Genomic DNA, 20,428 nt, shown 5'->3' on the forward strand with positions numbered 1-20,428 from the left:
CCATTGATTTCTACTCGTGAGTAGTGCCATTTTCCCCTTCTTCATCCTGGGAAGGATCCACAAAAGGCACATAAGTATCGGCTTCCAGCATCGTAATCAGACCCGGCTGCTGTGTTTCGATAATATCGTTCAAATATTCGGCCTTCTCAGGCAGTAAAGAGACGGTTGTCAAAACCTCAAAACCGGAACGCGTGTACAGCTTGATCCGATCCGCAAAGGAAAGCGTCGGCGACGGCAGAATCTCCGAGAAATCGGAAGTCAGGTCATTGGGCATTTTAGCGAGCGTCGAGCAAAGCTTGAGCAGGTTAACCTGATCTTTCTCCCAGCCGGTCAGCATCGGTTTCTCCAGCGAAGTTCCCTGTTTGACCAGCACCTTGCTGCCGTTCGACAGATAAGCCGTCAGCTTGCCGTCATTGGATAGTTCATATGCGACCGAAGGATATTCTTTGATCGTAATGTCCACAACACCGGGAAACCGCTTGTCCACTGTTACGTTTTGAACCGAAGGGATCTTCGAAATTCGTTTGATGATCGTCCCTGCGCTTGTCCCAAAGAAACTTTCCCCGACCTGGAGTCCGCTTTGTTTAAGCAGCTCCTCGTTGGTGGAATAGGTACTGCCTCGGAAGTCGATTTCCGAGATTTTGCTCAGGGATGAGCGGAAAAACAAAACGCTGAGCAATACAATAAACAAGATGATCAGCAGCAGCACTACTTTCCTGCTCGTGTTCTTCTTCGGTTTAGGATTCTTTAAAACGGGAATATTGGATTTAGGCATAATCATCTCCGAAAAAGCCTTTGATCCCCTCCAGCAGGAGGGGATGACAAGAGGCGTATATTCAAGCCGGGTCGAGCTGCTTCAGCAGGGGTGTTTCACGATAAACCACGGCGCCCAGCGATTGGAACATCTCTTCAATACGTTCATATCCCCGGTCGATATGATGAATCTGTTCTACCGTCGTTTTCCCTTGGGCAGCAAGACCTGCTATCACTAACGCTGCACCGGCCCTAAGATCCGTGGCCTCAACGGTAGCGCCGTATAGACGAGGGACACCCCGGATAATCGCCGAATGCAGATCCACCGTAATATCGGCTCCCATCCGCACCAGTTCACCCACATGCTTAAACCGTCCTTCAAATACGGTTTCTTTGATGATGCTGGTTGCGTCCGCCAAAGAGAGCAGTACCATAATCTGAGATTGCAGATCCGTAGGAAAAGCCGGATAAGGCGATGTCACGATACGGTCTACCGCTTTGGGACGCGTCAATCCGTTGACACTAATTATATCATCGTAAGCCCTGATTTGGATACCGGCCCGGCGCAGCACATGCAGCAGTGACACCAGATGCGACGGGTTGCTGTTCCGGAGCGTAATGCTGCCCCGCGTGGCTGCTGCCGCGATCAGCGCAGTTCCGGCTACGATGCGGTCAGGAATGATTTCGTATTCGCAGGGAACAAGCTTCTTCACGCCCTGAATCGTAATCGTATCCGTTCCGGCACCGCTGATGGATGCGCCCATGGTGTTCAGGAAATTCTGCAAATCCTGAATCTCCGGTTCACGTGCCGCATTGGTCAGCGTTGTCCTTCCTTCTGCCAGCACGGCGGCCATCATAATATTTTCGGTTGCCCCGACACTTGGAAAATCCAGATGGATATCCGTTCCTTTAAGCTTTGCTGCAGCACAGCGAATTTGGCCGCCGGATTCCTCAATGACGGCCCCAAGCGCTTCCAGACCGCTTAGATGCATATCAATTTTGCGTTCCCCGATTGCACATCCTCCAGGCTGATAGATAAACACTTCTCCGAATCTGGCGAGCAGCGGTCCCATCAGAAAGATGGAGGATCGCATCAGCTTCATCAAATCTTCAGGCACATGGGATGAATCGGCTTTGGAAGAATCAATCGTCACTTCATCGCCGTTTCTTACGACTTCACATCCAAGACGGGTTAATATGCCCAACATGACCTCAATATCCAGCAGGCGCGGAACATTGCGAAGACGTACTGTCCCATCGGCCAGCAAACTGGCCGCCATAATCGGCAGAGCCGCGTTCTTCGCTCCATGGATTCTAATGGTTCCTGAGAGGGGTTTCCCGCCTTCAATCACCAATTTGTCCAATGTATCACCTCCGAGTTTACCGCTCACCCACCACAAATACTTCAGGAACGAGTTCAACTCCGTAATGGCTTGCAATCGTACTCCTGATTTGATTCATGAGAGTGAGAACGTCCTCCGCTTTCGCTTGCCCAGTGTTGACGATAAAATTGGCATGAACCCCGGAAATCTCGGCGCCGCCTACCCGGGTTCCTTTTAAACCCGCCGATTCGATCAGCCTTGCGGCAAAATCGCCGGGGGGATTCCGGAACACACTGCCGGCGCACGGCATTTGAAGCGGCTGCGTATTTCTGCGCCGTTCCTTAAAGGCGGCCATGGAAGCTCTGATGGATTCCGCATTGCCTTCCTCCAGCTCGAATACAGCCCCGACTACAGCCCCTTTCGTGCCATGAAGGAAAGAATGCCGGTATTGAAAGCCCATTCCCTCAGCCCCGCAGGTTACCAATTCACCGTTCTCCAGTACAATTTCAGCAGACTTAAATACTCGCGACACATCAGACCCGTGAGCTCCGGCGTTCATATAAACGGCGCCGCCGACAGTGCCAGGAATTCCCGAAGCAAATTCCAGTCCCGTAAGCCCTCGTTTGCCGGCCATTATACTTAGACTGACGAACGAGGTTCCTCCGCCGGCCTGCACTTCCCTGCCCCGGAACTCGGCAAATTCAAAAGACTTGCCAAGCTTGATCACAGCTCCGCGGATTCCTTTATCAGAGACAAGCAGATTGGAGCCTTTGCCCAGCAGCATCCAGGGCACGCGCTGCTCGTGAAGGAACCGGATCAACGTCTGAAGCTGGCCTTTATGCTCGGGGATTACTAGAACATCCGCTGGTCCGCCGATCTTCCAAGTAGTATGTCTGGACATCGGTTCGTCCGGCAGGACGGCACCGGTCTCATGTTCGGTTAACTGTGAGATCCATTGCTGCAAGCGTAATCCCCTCCTATGAGCTTCGGCTGCCTTGCTCCGCAGATCCCAGTAGCTTCGGGCCGATGCCGTCTGCCATCCCGTTCATGTCGCTGGCTGCATTCTCTTCGGGTGATTGTCACGATTATAGGGTATCTTATGAAAACCTCTTACAGAGTGTGACAATTGCCCGTATGAGCAGTAAGGTCTTCGGCCTCCGCCCCAAGTCCCAAAGGCTCCCCGCTTCTGTTTTGCTGCCCTTAGGTATTCCCTGGCTTTACTCGCTGCTTACCTGTCTTCAGCCTTTACTTCCAGCCAAACCGCGCAGAAGCTCCACGATAACATGAGCCGAATCCGGCTTGCCCAGCTTCCGGGCTGCATCAGCCATCGCTTCCCTGGCCGGTTCATCCTTCATCAGCCGCTGGATCTCCTGAAATAACGTTTGTCCGGAGAGATTTGTTTCCAAAATGACGGAAGCTGCTCCTGCGGCTTCCAGGTTGCGAGCATTCTTCTCCTGATGATTGTTCGTTACGTTTGGCGAAGGAATCAGGATCGAAGGAATGCCGAGCGACGTTACCTCAGCCAGGAACGAAGCCCCGGAACGGCCGGCGATCACCTTCGTAGCCGCCAGCACCTCAGGCATGTTGTGTATGTAAGGCAGTACATGAAGCCTCGATGGCATCCTGCCCGCTTTTTTGCGAATTTCCTTTACGGTTGCCTCATAATAGCTTTCTCCTGTTACATATACAAAATGGACATTCGGCAGCTTCTCGGTTAAGGGAGCCATGTCAATCATGGCGTCGTTAATCGCTTTAGCGCCTCTGCTCCCTCCAGCTACCAATACCAGATCACTGCCAGCCGGAAGTCCTAGGGAAGCATATCCGCGCTCCTTATCGGCTTTAAAGACAGTCGTCGCCCGGGGATTCCCCGTGTATTCTACCGCTTTGGCCGCCGGAAAAGCCTGCTCTGTTCCTTCAAAGCTTACAGCCACCGTATTTACATATTTGCTTAAAAACTTGTTGGTCAGCCCTGGAACCGCATTCTGCTCGTGAATGACCGTCGGGATGCCCAGCTTTGCTGCGGCATACACAACAGGACCGCACACGTAACCCCCTGTGCCGATCACCGCATCCGGCTTAAATTCTTTAAGCAGCCGCCTTGATGTGCGAACCCCTTTAATAAACCGCATAACCGTCTTAACGTTGTCCAATGAAAGCTTGCGGCGGAAGCCCGTAATTTCGATAGCTTCAAACCGGATATTTTCCTTCGGAACAAGCTTGCTTTCAAGCCCTTTGGTTCCTCCGATATACAAAAATTCCGTTCCCGGAACCTCTTCACTGAATTGCTTCGCTACGGCAAGCGCCGGATAAATGTGACCGCCCGTGCCGCCGCCCGTGAGCACAATTCGCATAAGATCACCTCGCGTGCCGGGATAGATTCAGCAGGATGCCCAGCGCCGTCAGCATCAGCGTCAGCGATGAACCGCCGTAGCTGATGAGCGGGAGCGTAATCCCCGTCACCGGCATCAACCCAATGACTACCCCGATATTAATAATTACTTGTATAGCTACCATGCCCACAATGCCGACGGCCAGAAAGCTGCCGAATTTATCGTCGATCGTCATCGCTACCCGCATGCCTCTCCAGACGAGAATCAGAAACAGGAGCAGCACCAGCGTACCGCCTATAAAGCCCAGTTCCTCCGACAAGATTGAGAATATAAAGTCCGTCTGCGGCTCCGGAACATAGCTGTATTTCTGCCGGCTCATGCCAAGTCCAAGCCCAGCCAGTCCGCCAGGTCCGATCGCATAAAGCGACTGGATGATTTGATAACCAGCGCCAAGCGGATCCGACCATGGATCCAGGAAAGCGGTAATCCGCTTCAACCGGTAAGGAGCCGCCAGAACGAGGCCCACAAACCCAGCTACCCCCAGCAGGGCTAGTCCGGCCAAATGCTGGAAACGTGCGCCCGCCGTAAAAATAATCAGCATAGCTGCCCCCATCATGACCGTGCCTGTGCCCAAATCGGGCTGCAGCATGATCAGGCCAAAGGCCAGTCCGCTGACACCGAGCGGAGGGAGCAAACCTTTCACGAAACGGCTAATGTCGTAAGTATCCTTGCTGAGCCAATACGACAGAAACAAGATCATGCCCAGCTTCATAAACTCCGAGGGCTGGATCCCGAACGAACTAATGCCAAGCCAGCTGCGTGCACCGCCGCGGACCGCACCGATGCCGGGGATCAGCACGATGACCAGCAGACCGAAACAGACCAGCAGACCCAGCTTGGCATATTTCCGCAGCCGCCGATAGTCGAAGTTCATCATAAAGAACATAGCAATCAAACCTAGGAAAGCAAACAAGAGCTGTCTCTTCAAGAAATAAAAAGAGTCCCCGTGATCATGAAACCCCAGCACGGACCCTGCGCTGTATACCATGACCATTCCAATCGCCAGCAGGCTCAAAATGCAGATTAGAAGCCAAATGTCCGGCGCACGGCGCAACTTGCTCATAAGCGGAAGCCACCTCATATGCAGAAGTAGGGGCTTGTCAGACACCCCCCTACTTAAAGGTTATGCACCGCCTCTTTAAAAATGCGTCCACGCTCTTCATAGGAATCAAACATATCCCAGCTTGCACAGGCCGGAGACAACAATACCACATCTCCTGTACCCGCCAGCCCTTCGGCTTCCCGGATCGCGCGGCGCAGCGTTTCGGCGGCGTCCTCTTCATTATCGACGACGATCACGGAGGATATCCCCGCCAGCTTGGCGACCTGCGCGATTTTCTCTTTGGTCTGCCCCAGGGTAACAACAGCTTTCACTTTATCCTGCAGAGAGGGCAGGAGATCCATATAATCGGATCCGCGGTCCAGCCCGCCCGCAATCAATACGATAGGTCCGCTAAGGGCGCCTAGCGCCATAGCAGTTGCTTTGGAGTTGGTAGCTTTGGAGTTGTTGTAATAGACAACACCGTTCTTCTCTTCCACAAACTCCAGACGGTGTTCAACACCGCGGAAGCTGCGGAGCGGCTCGGCCAGCTTGGCTGGTTCGGCTCCAGCAGCGATAGCGCAGGCTGCAGCCGCAAGCGCGTCCTCCACATTGAAACGTCCCGGGAGACCAATCTCCGAAGTGTGCACCAATGTGATCGCTTCTCCATCAGCTTTACGGTAAATGACTTGCCGGTCCAGGTTGTCATCTTCTTTATCGGCATAAGGAGGCTCGACGTAAATACCGCCCTGAGGCAGCCGCTCCGTCATGGAGAACGGCAGCAGCTGTGCTTGGATATAAGGCACAAGCTCACGGCAGACCGGGTCATCCCAGTTCAGGATCGCCGTATCGGTTTCCTGCTGATTAGCGAACAGCTTAGCTTTGGAGGCAATATAGTCCTCCATCGTTTTGTGATAATCCAGATGCGTCTCGACCACATTAAGCAGACAAGCGACCCGCGGGCGGAACGCCTGCGTGCCTTTGAGCTGAAAACTGCTGAGCTCAACGACCATATAGTCGTCCTCCGTCGCCTTCAGCGAAGCCTCCGTCAGCGGAATGCCGATATTGCCGGCAACGATCGGCGATAACCCCGCTGCTTCGAGCATTTTTCCCGTCCAGGTGGTCGTAGTCGTCTTACCGTTCGAGCCGGTGATGCCGATCATCGGAGCCTTGCACAGCCAGTAAGCAACCTCCACCTCGGTTACAACCTCAATCCCCAGCTCCAGAGCTGTCTGTACAGGAGGTGCCGTATAGGGGATACCCGGGTTTTTAATAACCAAAGATGTCCCCTTGTGAATCAGCCCCTCAGGATGTCCGCCGCAAACAACAGAAATTCCCAAAGCCTCCAATTCGGATGCTTCGGGACATTCGGACCTGTCTTTTTTATCGTTAACGATGACATTGGCTCCAAGCTTAAACATAACCTTCGCTACTTCGAGCCCGCTTCTTGCGAGGCCCAGGACAACGACATCTTGTCCGCGATAATGTTCAGGATGATTCATAACCTACAACCCCTTATTGAGATAAAGTCCGATACCTGCAAGCACAAGCCCAACCGCCCAGAAGGTCACGACAACCCGCCATTCCGACCAGCCGGACAGCTCGAAGTGATGATGGATCGGGCTCATTTTGAAAATCCGTTTGCCGCGGAGTTTAAAGGAACCGACCTGCAGCACCACCGACAGCATTTCAATCACAAAAATACCGCCGATCACGAGGAACAAAAGCTCGCTTTTGGTGACAATCGCAATCGCCGCGATCGCTCCTCCGATGCCAAGGGATCCGGTATCCCCCATAAACACTTTGGCTGGATGCGCATTAAAGACCAGGAAGCCCAGCACAGCACCAATCATTGCGGCCGCACATACAGCTGCAGGCAGTGAAGTCGCCTGAATGGCTACGACGGCAAAAGCGCCGAAAGCAATTGCGCTCACGCCCGACAGCAGCCCGTCAAGACCATCTGTAAAGTTCACCGCGTTGCTGACGGCCAGCATCATAACCACAATAAACGGATAATAAAACCAGCCGGTCCAGTCAAAGGAATAATCCGTGCCAGGAATGCCAATAGCCGTGCTGTGGCCATTGCGGATCAAGAGAATGCAAATAATAACGGAAAACAGGAGCTGGCCGAACAGTTTTTGCTTCGCCGTCAAACCCAGCGAGCGTTTAAACACGATCTTAATGTAATCGTCCAGAAAGCCGACCAGGCCGAATCCTAGAGAAGCGATAAGCAGCACATAAAAGTCGGTATCCATTTTATTCGTAAATTTCAGAAAGGCAATGGTAAAAGCCACCATAATAATGATGCCGCCCATCGTTGGGGTACCGGCCTTCTTCAAATGGCTTTGCGGGCCTTCGCCCCGAATCTGCTGTCCGAACTTCAGGCGGCGCAGCAGGGGAATGAACAGCGGTGCAGCAATCACGGCGAGAATAAAGGAAACGCCGATCGTTAACAGTATAAGTTGAAAATCCATAATGGGTCCCCTTTCGCTATGATTGATTTCTTGTAAAATGTTGAATGGCCTGCGCCACTTCTTCCAGCCGGTTGCCTCTTGAAGCTTTGACAAGCACCACGTCATCCGGCTGGATTATGGCCTCAAGCGCCTCAATCAGCTTCGACTTGTCGCTGAAAGCCTGCACCGTCCCTGCCGGCAGCTGCTCGGCAGCTCCCTCTGCAATAAATGCACCTAACGCTCCGTAAGTAAATATCAGGTCCGCTTTATCCGGTGTAATAAACAAACCTACCTCCCGGTGCATGTGCTCCGCATCCGCGCCCAGTTCCAGCATATCGCCCAGAACAACGATTCTGCGGCTATACCCGTTCATGGAGGCCAATACTTCCAAAGCCGCCCGCATCGAGGTTGGACTGGCGTTATAAGCATCATTTAGAATCGTAACGCCGCTCGTCCCCTTTAGGAGTTCGATTCGCATACCGGTCAATTTCGTCTGTTCGAGCCCTTGACGGATATTCTCGGCGTTCACCTTATAATGGGCTGCTACGGCCATTGCTGCCAGCGCGTTGGCCACATTATGTTTGCCCAGCAGCGGCAGCGTATAGGCGGTTTGCGGATAATAACGGCTGGCTGTAAAGGTTGTTCCGGCCTCCTGGAACATCATGCCGGTCGGATAAAGATCATTGTTCTCGCCTAACCCGAAGGTCAAGGTCTGAAGCCCTTCAGGCTTTACGGTTTCCCGTTCGCCCAGAACCTGAGGAATCAGCGGCTCATCTCCGTTGTAAACAAACAAGCCGTTCGGCTTCATCCCCGCCAGAATTTCCAGCTTCGCTCGGGCGATCTCTTCTCGGGATCCCAAATGCTCCAGGTGGGACTCGCCGATATTAGTCACGATCGCCGTTTCCGGATGCGCAATAGAAGAGAGCAGCTCGATTTCACGGCGGGCGCTCATGCCCATCTCCAGCACGGCCATTTCCGTATCCTCCGGCATGGAGAGGATTGTGATCGGCAAGCCGATATGATTATTATAATTGCCCTGTGTTTTATGCACCTTATAGGTGGTAGACAGAAGGGACGTTACAATATCTTTGGTTGTCGTTTTGCCGTTGCTGCCCGTAATGCCAATGACACGGGCCCCGCTTTGCTCCAGATAAGCTTTAGCAAGCTGCTGGAGGGCCAATAACGTGTCCTCCACCAGGATTACCGGACCTTCAGCCGGATAATCGTCTTGGCTGCGGGACCAGAGCACGGCTCCCGCTCCCTGACGAAGGCACTCGGCTGCAAAATCATGGCCGTCAAAGTTCTCCCCGACCAAAGGAACGAACAAAACGTTGTCTGTCAGCTTACGAGAATCTGTCGTAACGCCCTGAAGGAGAGCATCTGCTTCCGCATCCCGGCCGGCCGGCATTTTTAATTGTCCACCGCACATCGCGGCAATTTCTTGTAAAGTTCTTGTTATCACTTTGTCAAACCCCTTATAGCTTCTTTGGCAACGATACGATCGTCAAAATCATGAACCTGACCGCCGATTAACTGGTAGGTTTCATGGCCTTTTCCCGCAATCAATACTACATCTCCGGGGCTTGCCATTTCAATAACTTTGTGAATGGCTTCACGCCGGTCCTCAATCAGTTCGTATGGTGCCCCGGCCGTTTGAGGATCTTTAAGCCCCGCTTCAATGTCCAGCATAATCTGGTGCGGATTCTCGGTCCGCGGATTATCGGAGGTTACGACCACATAGTCGCTGTATTTCGCGGCGATTCCGCCCATAAGCGGGCGTTTCGTCTTGTCGCGGTCTCCTCCGCAGCCGAATACGGTAATAATCTTTCCTTCTGCAAACTCTTTGACTGTCTTTAATACATTCTCCAGTCCATCCGGCGTATGCGCATAATCAACAATGACCGCATACGGCTGGCCTTCCACCACAGCTTCGACCCTGCCGTCCACGCCTTTGACCGCTTCCAGGCTTTCCTTAATCAGCTCCAGCGGTATTCCTTCAAGCAAGGCTGCCGTAATAGCGGCCAGTGCATTATAAACATTGAATTTCCCTACCATTTGGAGCGTAATGTCCGCTGCTCCAGCAAATGTATCGACATGGAACTCCGTGCCCCGCGCCGTCACCTTGATTTGGGAAGCCTGTACATCCGCTTTCCGGTCGACTCCGTATGTAAGAACTTCTGCAGCTGTCTGTTTGGCAAAATAAGCGGACGCTTCGTCATCCACATTTAATACGGCGTATTTGCGGTCTGCCTCCTGCTCGGCATAACCATTGCCGAGGCGGGAGAAAAACAACCCTTTGGCCGCCCTGTATTCTTCCATCGTCTTGTGATAATCCAAATGGTCCTGAGTCAAATTGGTGAAGATCGCCGCACGGAATTCGGTGCCCTTCACGCGGCCCTGCTCCAGCGCATGGGAGGAAACCTCCATGACGCAATAGTCCGTTTTGCTTTCAGCCATCTCATGTAAATAGCTTTGCAGAACAAGAGCCTCCGGCGTCGTTCCGGACATGGGGTAAGCCGTGCCGTTCACCTTGCGCTGAATCGTGCCGATCAGCCCCGTCTTCTTGCCGGCATGCTCCAGAATACTCTCAATGAGATAGGTAGTGGTAGTCTTACCGTTTGTGCCGGTGATGCCAATGACCTTTAATTTCCGGCTTGGAAAATGAAAATACACATTGGCCAGAACCGCCATGGCAAGGCGTGAGTCCTTCACCAGCAGCTGCGGCAGCCGGCTGCCCGGCAAATGCCGTTCAACAACAAGTGCCGAAGCTCCTTTCGCTTCGGCCTGGGCGGCAAAATCATGTCCATCCACGGTGTGTCCCGGCAAACAGATAAACAGATCCCCGGAAACCACTTTCCGGGAATCGATCTGAATATTTTGGCAGGAGGAGCTCCCGTCACCGATAATTACCGAACCGGCCAGACAGGCCGCAAGATCTTTTAGCTGCATTGTATACCCCTCCATGTTCCATTTCACTAGTAGTATAGTCATCTTTACGTGGTTTAACTGCCGTTCTTGTCTTTCTGTTCCTGTTCTTCTACCGCAGAGTCGGCTTCTTTCTCGCTGCCCATATAAATCCGGATCGTTGAACCCTTCTGCACGCGCGCCCCTGCCTTGGGAGCCTGACTGATCACGTAGTTGCCGGAGCCCGATCTCGTCAGCATAAAGTTCGAATTCATATCCTCGTAAATATCATCAACTGACTGACCGACCAGGTCCGGCACCGTAACGGTCGGGGTTTCTCCGTATTTGTATTTCTTGTTGAGCTGATCAGCTCTCGGCTTAACGCCCATATATTCCAGTGAGCTCTTCAAAATGTTCTTGACGATCGGAGCAGCTACTACGCCCCCGAACTGAATGCCTTGCGGGTTATCTACCGCGGTATAAACAATGATCTGCGGGTCGTCCGCCGGCGCGAAACCGATAAACGACACGATGTGCTCGTTAGCCGAGTAACGTCCGTTCACGACCTTCTGCGCCGTCCCTGTTTTGCCGCCGACCCGGTATCCGTCAATAAAGGCGTTGCCGCCAGTACCGTTAGCCACGACGCTTTCCAGCGCGGATCGGATCTGGGCGGAAGTTCCTTCGGAAATAACCTTACGCACCAGCTCAGGCTGCACATCCTGCACCGTTTGGCCGGAATCCGGATTAATCCAGGCCTTCGCAACATGCGGCTTATACAAATTGCCGCCATTAATGGCAGCCGATACAGCTGCTACCTGCTGGATCGGCGTTACGGAGACACCTTGGCCAAATGCCGTTGTGGCCAGCTCGACCGGACCGACCTGGGAAGGCTTGAACAAAATGCCGTTTTCTTCACCGCCAAGATCAATACCGGTTTTGCTGCCGAATCCGAAGTTCTTAATATACTTGAAAAGTGTGTCTTTGCCAAGTTTCTGTCCCAGCGCAACAAATCCCGGGTTGCAGGAGTTCTCAACGACCTGCAGGAAGGTTTGGCTGCCGTGGCCGCCTTTTTTCCAGCAGCGAAGCGTGGCTCCTCCTACCTTGACATATCCCGGATCAAAGAAACGGTCATTCAGCAAATCGACCTTCTTCTCCTCTAAAGCAGCTGCGAGCGTAATAATCTTAAAGGTTGAACCGGGCTCATAGGTCATCCAAATCGGAAGGTTCCGGTTGTAGACCTCTGAAGAATAGTCTTGATACGAGCCGGGTTCATATCCCGGACGAGAAGCCATAGCGAGAATTTCACCATTCTTCGGATTCATCGCGATAGACCAGGCCCCGTCTGCGTTTAAGTCCGTCATGGCTTTATCAAGCTCACGTTCCATGATGCTCTGGATCGATTTATCGATCGTGAGCTGCAGCGTAAGACCGTCCTTGGGCTCAGAATACTTCTCATCCGAGCCTGGCATCAGCCTGCCTGCCGCATCCGATAGAAAAGAAATACTGCCGGGAATCCCGCTGAGCTGAGAATCATATTTTTTCTCCACGCCTGTTAAGCCCTGATTGTCAATCCCCGTAAACCCGAGGATATGGGCCGCAAGTCCACCATAAGGATAATACCTTTTGTTGTCTTCGGCAACAACAATGCCCGGCAGCGCCAAATCACGAATTTGCTGCGCCTTCTCCATCGTAATTTTGCGCCCGCCGGGCTTTAGGTACACGGAAGATTCCTTTTTGGAAATCAGCTTGAGCACCTGATCTTCCGTCATATCCAAAAGAGGAGCCAGCTTGCGGGCCGTTCCCGGCTTGTCTTTAATTTGGACCGGAATCGCCAAAATGGTCGGAGTGGTTACGTTGTAAGCAAGGGCGGTGCCGTTGCGATCCGTAATCTCTCCGCGTTTGGGCGCGAAGGCGATATTTCTGCGCCAGTTATCTTCGGCTTTCGCCGACAGCTCTTCCCCTTTGACCAGCTGGACATAAGCCAGCCTGACGATCAGTGCGGCAAACAGCACGCATAAAATCAACAACAGCCACAGCAACCGTTTGCGGATGGTTAATCCGGAAATCTTCATCATTGCGTTTCCCCTTTCTTCCCTGAACGCCGGGTGCTAAAGACAGCTTTGGGGAACACGCCGCACATTGCGGCTTGTCAGCTGTCATGTAGTACCATGCTTATTCAGAGCTTCGAGGGGTTAGAACAAGCTAGCCTGGTGGCTCACTGTCCTTAATGGTTTCCGTTGTTATACCGCCGTCCGGATCGGAATTATCGTCCGAAGAGGCGGATTCCATCGTCGTTGGCGGAGCCAGCTTGAGATGCGCCTTTCTGGATCCGTCCTTGTTAGAGGTTACAGTTTGACTCGTTACATACCCTTCTCCTTCGGCCGTCACCGAGATGCCCATCAGCGACAGCACCTCTACCGCATCCCTGAGCGATTCACCGGTTAGATCCGGGACGGCCATAGTCTTGCTCTCCTCTGTCAGCAGATAGATGACCTGCCCCGCCTCCATTGGCGTCCCTTCTTTCGGGAATTGAGAGATGACCTTACTGCCTTTGCCAAGCGTCTCATAAGCGATTCCGCTTTTGATCAGCTGGTTCGTAGCGTCCTTCAACGCTTTTCCTGTCAAAGCCGGAGTCGGATCAGAGGACGTGGTTTTGGCATTTGCTTTTTCGGTCGTCACATTCGCTTTAGGTACCCCCATATAAGGCAGGGCTTTGCTGACAATATCTTTAAAGATCGGCGCGGCGGCCGTACTGCCGCCCAGCTCCGAGTTCTGCGGCTGGTCAATGACCACCAGCATCAGGATTTTCGGATCATTCACCGGCGCATAACCAATAAAGGATACGATCGATTTGGAGTAATCATATTCTCCGTTTACAACCTTGACGGCTGTACCGGTTTTGCCCGCTACCCGATAACCGTCTATATAGGCATGACGGCCGGTACCGATCTTCTGGTCCGCTACGACCTGCTCCAAATAACTGCCTACCTTTTTGGCATTTTCCGGGGAAATAACCTGTCTGACCACTTTCGGTTTGGTTTCAGTCGTTTTTCCCGTATTCGGATCTGTGATCGACTTGATGATATGAGGCTCAAGCAGCTTTCCTCCATTGGCAACCGCGGATACCGCGGCAACCTGCTGAATCGGTGTAACGAGCAGTTGTCCGTGTCCATAAGAGGCGGCTGCATAGTCTGCCGGATACTGCATGTTTACGGTACCTTTCAGCTCACCGGGAAGTTCAATTCCTGTCTTTTGGCCGAAGCCGAATTTCTCAATATAATCCTTCAGCTTCTCAGGCCCAAGCTTCTCATACCCCAGCTTGACGAAAGCTACGTTACTCGAGCGTTTGACGCCTTCCAGGAAGCTGATGGTGCCCCAGCCGGACCGGTTGATGTCGTGAATCGTACGTCCCGGAACCCGAATGCTGCCGGATTGGTAGGTTTCGTTAGGATTAAACAAACCCTCCTGCACGGCTCCGGCCAATGTCACGATCTTGAACGTCGAACCCGGCTCATAAACCGAAGTCAAAGCATGGTTGGTAAAATTCTCCGGATTATAATCCTCCCAATAGGTGTTCGGGTTAAAGGTCGGCATATTGGCCATCCCTAAAATATCCATCGTATTCGGATCGGCCGCAATGACCGTCATACTGATCGGTTTCAGGTCATCATAGGCTTTCTTCATAGCTGTTTCGATATAATATTGAATAGTGCTGTCGATCGTTAATTGAATATTGTCGCCGTTCTTGACCGGCGTATACATCTTGTCCGCCTTAGGCACCTCGATGCCTTTCGGGTCCGCCTCATACTGCAGCTCTCCGTCTTGTCCTTCAAGCTGCTTATTATAATAAGCTTCCAGCCCGCTCACCGGCGCGCCTTCCCGATTCATATAACCGAGGATGTGGGAAGCAAGGGTTTGCTGCGGATAATAACGTTTCGTTTCGTTGACAAAAGAGATGCCGGAATCGCTGATATGATGCTCTTCCTTGATCTTCTTCTGCAAATCCTCGACCTTGTTCTTCACTTCCAGATCGACCTTCCAACCTTCAAGACGCACTTCACGCTGGGCGTACAAATTGCCATCCTTGTCCTTCGCACTGACAAGCGCCAGCAGCTCATACTCCGGTTTGTTCAAAATCGAATGAAGGCCTTCTACTACGTCAGACTGAATGTTATATTTGTCGATGATGCGCGGATTAACAGCAACGGTATAGGCCGGGATATCAACGGCAAGCGTATCGCCGTTCCGGTCCGTAATCGTTCCGCGGGTCGCTTTGATGACTTCCTTCTTGGACCACTGCTGCTCTGCATAATCCTGCCAGAATCCGGCGTTAACCACCTGAATCCAGAACACGCGTGTTATTAAGACAATAAAAAAGAGGGTGGTTAGTCCCCCTATAAGCAGCGTCCGCATTTTTATTCTTCTGGTCATGCGCTCAACCTTCCTTGCAACTTATTTCTTAGCCGTAGCAGGCAGATCCTCCGACGTGTCATCCGTAACGGTTCCATTCTCTCCATTGATTCTGATTCCATCTGTGTCAGGAACCACAAAACCAAGCTCATCCTGTGCTCTTTGCGGCACTTGATCCAGCAATTTCTGCTTCTGCACCTCGGATTCGGTGATTTGGGTGTTAAAGGTCTTGATGTTGTTCTCCGCAGTATGCACCTGCATTTTCAATTCATAAAGATAAGCATTTCTCCAGATCAGGAGACCTGCAATCCCGACTACACAGGCAATGGTAATCAAATAAAGCAGCTTCTCCCGCATCGGAAGATGCGATTTGCGGGTCACAACCTTTGTAGTTTCCCTATATTTGGGCGCTCCGTGTACTCTTTCAGCTGTTTTCTCTTGAACTGCAAGGTTGCCCCGCATATAAGCCATATTCATTACCCTCCACTACTTGTTGTTTTATGCTCTTGGCATATCTGGTCATTTACAGTTTCTCCGCGACTCGCAGCTTAGCTGAACGGGCACGCGGGTTTTGTTCCAATTCTTCCTCGGAAGGTATAATGGGCTTCCGGTTAATCAATTTCAGCTTGCCGTTCTCGCTTGCGCCGCAGGCACACATCGGCAGGTCCGGCGGACAGATACATTTGCTCACATATCCTGCAAAAATCTGCTTGCACAGCCGGTCCTCTAGAGAATGGAACGTGATCACCGAAACTCTTCCGCCGGGAGCCAAACAGTTCACAGCCTGGTGCAGACCGTCCTCAAAAGCACCAAGCTCATCATTGACAGCAATGCGGAGCGCCTGGAAACTTCGTTTGGCAGGATGCCCTCCTGTTCGCCTGGCGGCTGCGGGAATCCCCGCTTTAATCAGTTCTACCAGCTGCCCGGTTGTTTCAACCGGCGTTTCCTGACGGCTTTCGACAATCACCTTGGCAATCCGTCTGGAGAACTTTTCTTCCCCATATTGAAACAATACCCTCGCGATTTCTTTCTCCGGCCACTCGTTCACAATCGTTCGAGCCGTCAGGTCCGTCGAACGGTCCATCCGCATATCCAGCGGGGCATCCGAATTATAGCTGAAACCTCGTTCCCCTTCATCAAACTGGGGAGAAGATACGCCGAGGTCATATAAAATGCCGTCCACCTGCGGTACACCATCGACCTGCGGGACTTCAGAAATCCTCTTAAGCTGTTCCTCCAAATGGCGGAAATTACTTTTGACGAGAATCAATCTGTCCGCAAAATCCTTAAGCCGTTCTTTGGCATTCTCATGCGCCCAGTCGTCCTGATCAAAAGCAATAAGCCTTCCTTCAGGACCCAGCTTGGACAAAATAACTGAACTGTGGCCGCCGCCTCCAAGCGTACAGTCCACATAAATGCCGTCCGGCTTAATATGCAGCCCTTCTGTCGCTTCTTCTTTAAGCACTGTGATGTGATGGAACAAAGCTGCAAACCTCCAAATTCAATCCGATTCGACTTCTCTCTACAAAGACGTTTATCGGTATTTACAAATCAAAATTAAAATCGACAAGTTTCTCGGCAATTTCGTTAAAGGTATCCTCCGACTGATCGAAATACTGATTCCAGGTTTCACGGTTCCAGATTTCTACCCGGTTGGATACGCCAAGCACGACACATTCCTTCTCCAGCTTCGCATAATCTCTTAAATTGGCCGGTAAATTTACCCTTCCCTGTTTATCCCATTCGCATTCCGTTGCCCCGGAGAAAAAAAAGCGGGTAAACGCCCGCGCATCGGACTTCATCAGCGGAAGCGCCTTAAGCTTAGTCTCGAGCACTTCCCATTCCGACAAGGGGTAAACAAACAAGCAGTGGTCCAAACCCCGGGTGACAACAAAAGTGGTCCCTAAAGAGTCGCGGAATTTAGCCGGGATCGTAATCCGGCCTTTGTCATCAATGCTATGCTGGAATTCCCCCATAAACATCGGACTACCCACTCCTTAACCTCTTTGCCCCACTTTAACCCACTTTCCACCACTCATGAAATATTACTATTCTGCACCCTTTTTGTTTTTCCTGCTAAATCGTTAAAAAAAGTTTGTGGTAATTTCATACAAATAACAAAAAAATCCTCCCCCTGATTATGCAGGGAGAGGATTCCTTCACCTTACACGCACTTGTTTTTCATGCAGACGGCAGGGGGAAATGCCCCCCTCCCCGCTTAAGCCTGCCAGCTTTCCAAATACTTTCGTTGCTCGTCGCTTAAGGTATCAATCGCAATATTCAGGCTTTCCAGCTTGTATCTGGCTACCTGCTCATCGATTTCATAAGGAACGTTAATCACCGTTTTGCCCATTTCCTTGTAATGATCATTCACGTATTTCAAGCCAAGCGCCTGCAGCGCAAAGGTGGTGTCCATGATTTCCGCCGGATGTCCGTCCGCGGCCGCCAAATTGACCAGTCTGCCTTCGCCCAGCGCGTAAATTTTGCGGCCGTCCTTGAGACGGTATTCCTCGATATTTTTCCGAACGGTCCGAATCGATTCGCTTCTTGCTTCCAGATCCGGTTTGCTGAACTCGACGTCAAAGTGACCCGCATTGGACAAAATGGCGCCGTCCTTCATCACATCGTAATGTTCTCCGTTGATCACGTATTTGTTGCCTGTAACGGTGATGAAGAAATCACCCAGCTTGGCAGCTTCCATCATCGGCATGACGCGGAAGCCATCCATGTGAGCCTCGACCGCTTTGATCGCATCCACTTCCGTAACGATGACGTTGGCGCCCAATCCTTTGGCGCGCATCGCTACCCCTTTGCCGCACCAGCCGTAACCAACGACAACCACTGTTTTGCCGGCTACAACCAGGTTGGTGGTGCGGATAATGCCGTCCCACGCCGACTGTCCCGTGCCGTAACGGTTATCGAACAAGTATTTGCAGTAAGCATCATTTACCGCCACCATCGGGAATTTGAGCAGATTCTGCTTGTCCAGCGCCTTCAACCGGATAATGCCGGTCGTTGTCTCTTCTGCGCCGCCGCGAATGTTCTCCCCGAGCTCCGGGCATTCGGACTGCAGCAGAGTGACGAGGTCTCCTCCGTCATCAATAATCAGATCCGGCTTCGACTCCAGCGATTTGCGGACCAGCTGCTTATATTCGGCAGGATCGGGATTGTATTTGGCAAATACCGTAACTCCGTCTTCAACAAGCGCCGCACATACATCATCCTGCGTAGACAGCGGATTGCTGCCGGTAATCGTTACTTCCGCTCCTCCGGCCTGAACTACTTTGGCCAAATAAGCCGTTTTCGCTTCCAGATGAAGACAGATGGTTACCTTAAGTCCTTTGAAAGGCTGTTCAGCTTCGAATTGCTTGCGGATCCGGTTCAGCACCGGCATATGGGCTTCTACCCAATCGATCTTGAGATGCCCCTGCGGAGCTAAAGCGAGATCAGCGACAATGCTGTTCTCTTGTGCATTTGCTGCCATATATGCAGTCTCCTTCAACCATTAAAGTAAAATCAGCTTGTGACACGCGTTTGTTTCATAAGGGATTTCCATCAATTGATCCATAAATTCCGTACCGTAACGGTTCAAATAATAGAAGATATTGTACACACGTTCCTGCAATTTATCCTGCGGCATTAAAGATAAATAAATCCGGTCCCAATGCCGGAGCGTTGCTTCGTTTGCCGTAGCCAGCGCATCTTTGGCTTTGCCCTGCAGAAAATCCATCTGCGCCAGGATCCGCTCTTTATTGGCGCCTCCCAGCCGGATCAATCCTTTTTCAATAGTCCCCAGCTGTTCGATAAGCGGTTCATATAAACGGGTGAAAGCTTCTTTCACTTCGTCAAAACGTTCATCGACATGAACATTGTCCTGCTGATTGAGCCAAGCTGCCTTTCTATCCTGAAAATGATCTCTGACCTCTTCAAACGTCAGCCCGTATTGATCCATATATTTCTGCAGCGTTCCCTCCACTACCGTTAAGGACATCCGCGGCAGCAGCAGCGGCATCTGCAGATTCATTACGCCAAAAGCTTTCTTGAGCAGCGCCCAATAAGCAATTTCCCCGTCGCCGAGCACAAATCCCAGCACAGGCAGCAGCGTATCCTGCATTAAAGGCCGTGTTAACACGTTATTACTGAAACGTTCCGGGTGCTGCTCAATCTGTTCCAGTAATTCCTCACGGGTAAAAGAAACCCGCCCGCTCCGGTCCTGGTACCGGTCGCCACTGCGGAACAACAGCAGACGCTTCTGATCCTGGAGATAAAATAGATTAGCCCCATCTTCGGCCACCTCAGCCTGTTCTTCCAGCCCCATTTCCCGGATTTGGCGGGCAGCATCAATATAAGAAGCAGTCAGGGCGTCGCCTTCACGGATAATAGAAGCAAACATATCTTTCTCCAGCTTTCTCAGCTCATGATCGGCAGAATCCAGCAGGATAAGACCATATTGTCCAAACAGCTTCCCAAGCAGTTTGGCAAAACTTAAGGATAACGTTTCCGAAACCGATTCACGCAAATCAGCCATCAGCTGAGGTTTGAATTCCGTATCCGGAAGCAGCTCGTTTAATTCATCCAGCACCCGGTCCCATTCCCCAGCTTGAACAGTTGTATAGCTGACCGGCGTGCGCAGATCGTCCTCACGATACATACGGATTCGGGTTACTTTCAATTCTGTAGACAGGACATATGTATGATTCGCTTCATCCCAGTCATGATCTTCCCCGGCGATCCAAAAGACAGGCACTACCGGCCGGCCAAGTTCCGCTTCAGCTTTCCTTGCTGCCTGGATAACCGTAGCCGCTTTATAGATAACCAGCAGCGGACCCGTAAATAAACCTGATTGCTGACCGCCTACAATGACTGCCGTTCCCTTCTGCTCCAGCCGGTCCAGCGAGTCGCAAACCTGTGGATGGGAATTATGCAGTTTATTATATGAGCGGAGAACATTCACAACGTTTTGACGGTTGATTCGATTGTCCTCATTATGATCAAGCCATTCTAATCTTTCCTGCCAGTTGGCCGGCTTCGAGGCATCGCTTTGATACAAATGAGCGACACTCGAAAAATCCGCTGTTAACGCAGCCGCCAGAGGCTGCCTTGCAGATAGCGGTTTATCCATAATCTTCATCTTTAAGTCAGTCCTCCTGTTTCCTA

At 51.8% G+C, this 20,428-nt stretch carries 16 protein-coding genes; all 16 read right to left on the reverse strand.

All coding sequences use genetic code 11. The features are described from left to right. Positions 1 to 10: 10 nt before the first annotated feature. The 16 genes from CBE73_RS06705 to bshC all read right to left on the reverse strand — a co-directional run bounded on the left by CBE73_RS06705 (position 11) and on the right by bshC (position 20,402). Entirely contained in the window at positions 11 to 775 is a 765-nt protein-coding gene (locus CBE73_RS06705) for a cell division protein FtsQ/DivIB (RefSeq protein WP_094096175.1), read from the reverse strand. A 61-nt stretch (positions 776 to 836) separates the two neighbouring features. Further along, positions 837 to 2,117: a UDP-N-acetylglucosamine 1-carboxyvinyltransferase gene (gene murA, locus CBE73_RS06710; protein ID WP_094093571.1), complete on the reverse strand. Its 1,281-nt coding sequence runs from the start codon at positions 2,115 to 2,117 to the stop codon at positions 837 to 839. Positions 2,118 to 2,133: 16 nt separating this feature from the next. Beyond that, positions 2,134 to 3,039: a UDP-N-acetylmuramate dehydrogenase gene (murB, locus tag CBE73_RS06715; protein WP_094093572.1), complete on the reverse strand. Its 906-nt coding sequence runs from the start codon at positions 3,037 to 3,039 to the stop codon at positions 2,134 to 2,136. A gap of 274 nt (positions 3,040 to 3,313) precedes the next feature. Then, on the reverse strand, positions 3,314 to 4,426 hold the full coding sequence (gene murG, locus CBE73_RS06720) for an undecaprenyldiphospho-muramoylpentapeptide beta-N-acetylglucosaminyltransferase (protein WP_094093573.1): 1,113 nt from the start codon (positions 4,424 to 4,426) through the stop codon (positions 3,314 to 3,316). Positions 4,427 to 4,430: 4 nt separating this feature from the next. After that, the gene (gene spoVE, locus CBE73_RS06725; RefSeq protein WP_094093574.1) at positions 4,431 to 5,528 is read right to left on the reverse strand and encodes a stage V sporulation protein E; all 1,098 of its coding nucleotides are present in this window, start codon (positions 5,526 to 5,528) and stop codon (positions 4,431 to 4,433) included. A gap of 53 nt (positions 5,529 to 5,581) precedes the next feature. Beyond that, on the reverse strand, positions 5,582 to 7,006 hold the full coding sequence (gene murD, locus CBE73_RS06730; RefSeq protein ID WP_094093575.1) for a UDP-N-acetylmuramoyl-L-alanine--D-glutamate ligase: 1,425 nt from the start codon (positions 7,004 to 7,006) through the stop codon (positions 5,582 to 5,584). Positions 7,007 to 7,009: 3 nt separating this feature from the next. Beyond that, positions 7,010 to 7,978 carry a phospho-N-acetylmuramoyl-pentapeptide-transferase gene (gene mraY, locus CBE73_RS06735; RefSeq protein WP_094093576.1) on the reverse strand — a complete coding sequence of 323 codons (969 nt, stop codon included), beginning with the start codon at positions 7,976 to 7,978 and terminating at the stop codon, positions 7,010 to 7,012. A gap of 16 nt (positions 7,979 to 7,994) precedes the next feature. Beyond that, a complete protein-coding gene (locus tag CBE73_RS06740) occupies positions 7,995 to 9,416 on the reverse strand; it encodes a UDP-N-acetylmuramoyl-tripeptide--D-alanyl-D-alanine ligase (protein WP_308420914.1) in 1,422 nt (473 codons plus the stop codon). Beyond that, positions 9,416 to 10,906 carry a UDP-N-acetylmuramoyl-L-alanyl-D-glutamate--2,6-diaminopimelate ligase gene (locus CBE73_RS06745; RefSeq protein ID WP_094093578.1) on the reverse strand — a complete coding sequence of 497 codons (1,491 nt, stop codon included), beginning with the start codon at positions 10,904 to 10,906 and terminating at the stop codon, positions 9,416 to 9,418. Before CBE73_RS06745 ends, CBE73_RS06740 begins: the two co-directional genes overlap by 1 nt. A 53-nt stretch (positions 10,907 to 10,959) precedes the next feature. Next, positions 10,960 to 12,933, reverse strand: a complete 1,974-nt coding sequence (locus CBE73_RS06750) for a stage V sporulation protein D (RefSeq protein ID WP_094096176.1) — start codon at positions 12,931 to 12,933, stop codon at positions 10,960 to 10,962. Between the two features lie 130 nt (positions 12,934 to 13,063). Next, positions 13,064 to 15,292 (reverse strand): PASTA domain-containing penicillin-binding protein, encoded by a 2,229-nt coding sequence (locus CBE73_RS06755; protein ID WP_094093579.1) that lies wholly within the window; start codon positions 15,290 to 15,292, stop codon positions 13,064 to 13,066. A gap of 21 nt (positions 15,293 to 15,313) precedes the next feature. Further along, positions 15,314 to 15,742 (reverse strand): hypothetical protein, encoded by a 429-nt coding sequence (locus CBE73_RS06760; RefSeq protein WP_094093580.1) that lies wholly within the window; start codon positions 15,740 to 15,742, stop codon positions 15,314 to 15,316. A 52-nt stretch (positions 15,743 to 15,794) separates the two neighbouring features. Further along, on the reverse strand, positions 15,795 to 16,754 hold the full coding sequence (gene rsmH, locus CBE73_RS06765; RefSeq protein ID WP_094093581.1) for a 16S rRNA (cytosine(1402)-N(4))-methyltransferase RsmH: 960 nt from the start codon (positions 16,752 to 16,754) through the stop codon (positions 15,795 to 15,797). Between the two features lie 61 nt (positions 16,755 to 16,815). Continuing rightward, a complete protein-coding gene (gene mraZ / locus CBE73_RS06770) occupies positions 16,816 to 17,253 on the reverse strand; it encodes a division/cell wall cluster transcriptional repressor MraZ (protein WP_068696449.1) in 438 nt (145 codons plus the stop codon). Between the two features lie 236 nt (positions 17,254 to 17,489). Next, positions 17,490 to 18,755, reverse strand: coding sequence for an adenosylhomocysteinase (locus CBE73_RS06775; RefSeq protein WP_094093582.1), 1,266 nt, complete (start codon positions 18,753 to 18,755; stop codon positions 17,490 to 17,492). Between the two features lie 21 nt (positions 18,756 to 18,776). Further along, positions 18,777 to 20,402 carry a bacillithiol biosynthesis cysteine-adding enzyme BshC gene (bshC, locus tag CBE73_RS06780; protein ID WP_094093583.1) on the reverse strand — a complete coding sequence of 542 codons (1,626 nt, stop codon included), beginning with the start codon at positions 20,400 to 20,402 and terminating at the stop codon, positions 18,777 to 18,779. Positions 20,403 to 20,428 lie beyond the last annotated feature (26 nt).

The organism is Paenibacillus physcomitrellae, from assembly GCF_002240225.1.
GTDB classification, from domain to species: Bacteria; Bacillota; Bacilli; order Paenibacillales; family Paenibacillaceae; genus Fontibacillus; species Fontibacillus physcomitrellae.

Bases quoted from the DNA above. Each gene is read 5' to 3' on its own strand.
- CBE73_RS06705 (WP_094096175.1), bottom strand. From the start codon at position 775: ATGCCTAAATCCAATATTCCCGTTTTAAAGAATCCTAAACCGAAGAAG.
- murG (WP_094093573.1), bottom strand. From the start codon at position 4,426: ATGCGAATTGTGCTCACGGGCGGCGGCACGGGCGGTCACATTTATCCG.
- spoVE (WP_094093574.1), bottom strand. From the start codon at position 5,528: ATGAGCAAGTTGCGCCGTGCGCCGGACATTTGGCTTCTAATCTGCATT.
- murD (WP_094093575.1), bottom strand. From the start codon at position 7,006: ATGAATCATCCTGAACATTATCGCGGACAAGATGTCGTTGTCCTGGGC.
- mraY (WP_094093576.1), bottom strand. From the start codon at position 7,978: ATGGATTTTCAACTTATACTGTTAACGATCGGCGTTTCCTTTATTCTC.
- CBE73_RS06745 (WP_094093578.1), bottom strand. From the start codon at position 10,906: ATGCAGCTAAAAGATCTTGCGGCCTGTCTGGCCGGTTCGGTAATTATC.
- CBE73_RS06750 (WP_094096176.1), bottom strand. From the start codon at position 12,933: ATGAAGATTTCCGGATTAACCATCCGCAAACGGTTGCTGTGGCTGTTG.
- CBE73_RS06755 (WP_094093579.1), bottom strand. From the start codon at position 15,292: ATGACCAGAAGAATAAAAATGCGGACGCTGCTTATAGGGGGACTAACC.
- CBE73_RS06760 (WP_094093580.1), bottom strand. From the start codon at position 15,742: ATGGCTTATATGCGGGGCAACCTTGCAGTTCAAGAGAAAACAGCTGAA.
- mraZ (WP_068696449.1), bottom strand. From the start codon at position 17,253: ATGTTTATGGGGGAATTCCAGCATAGCATTGATGACAAAGGCCGGATT.
- CBE73_RS06775 (WP_094093582.1), bottom strand. From the start codon at position 18,755: ATGGCAGCAAATGCACAAGAGAACAGCATTGTCGCTGATCTCGCTTTA.
- bshC (WP_094093583.1), bottom strand. From the start codon at position 20,402: ATGAAGATTATGGATAAACCGCTATCTGCAAGGCAGCCTCTGGCGGCT.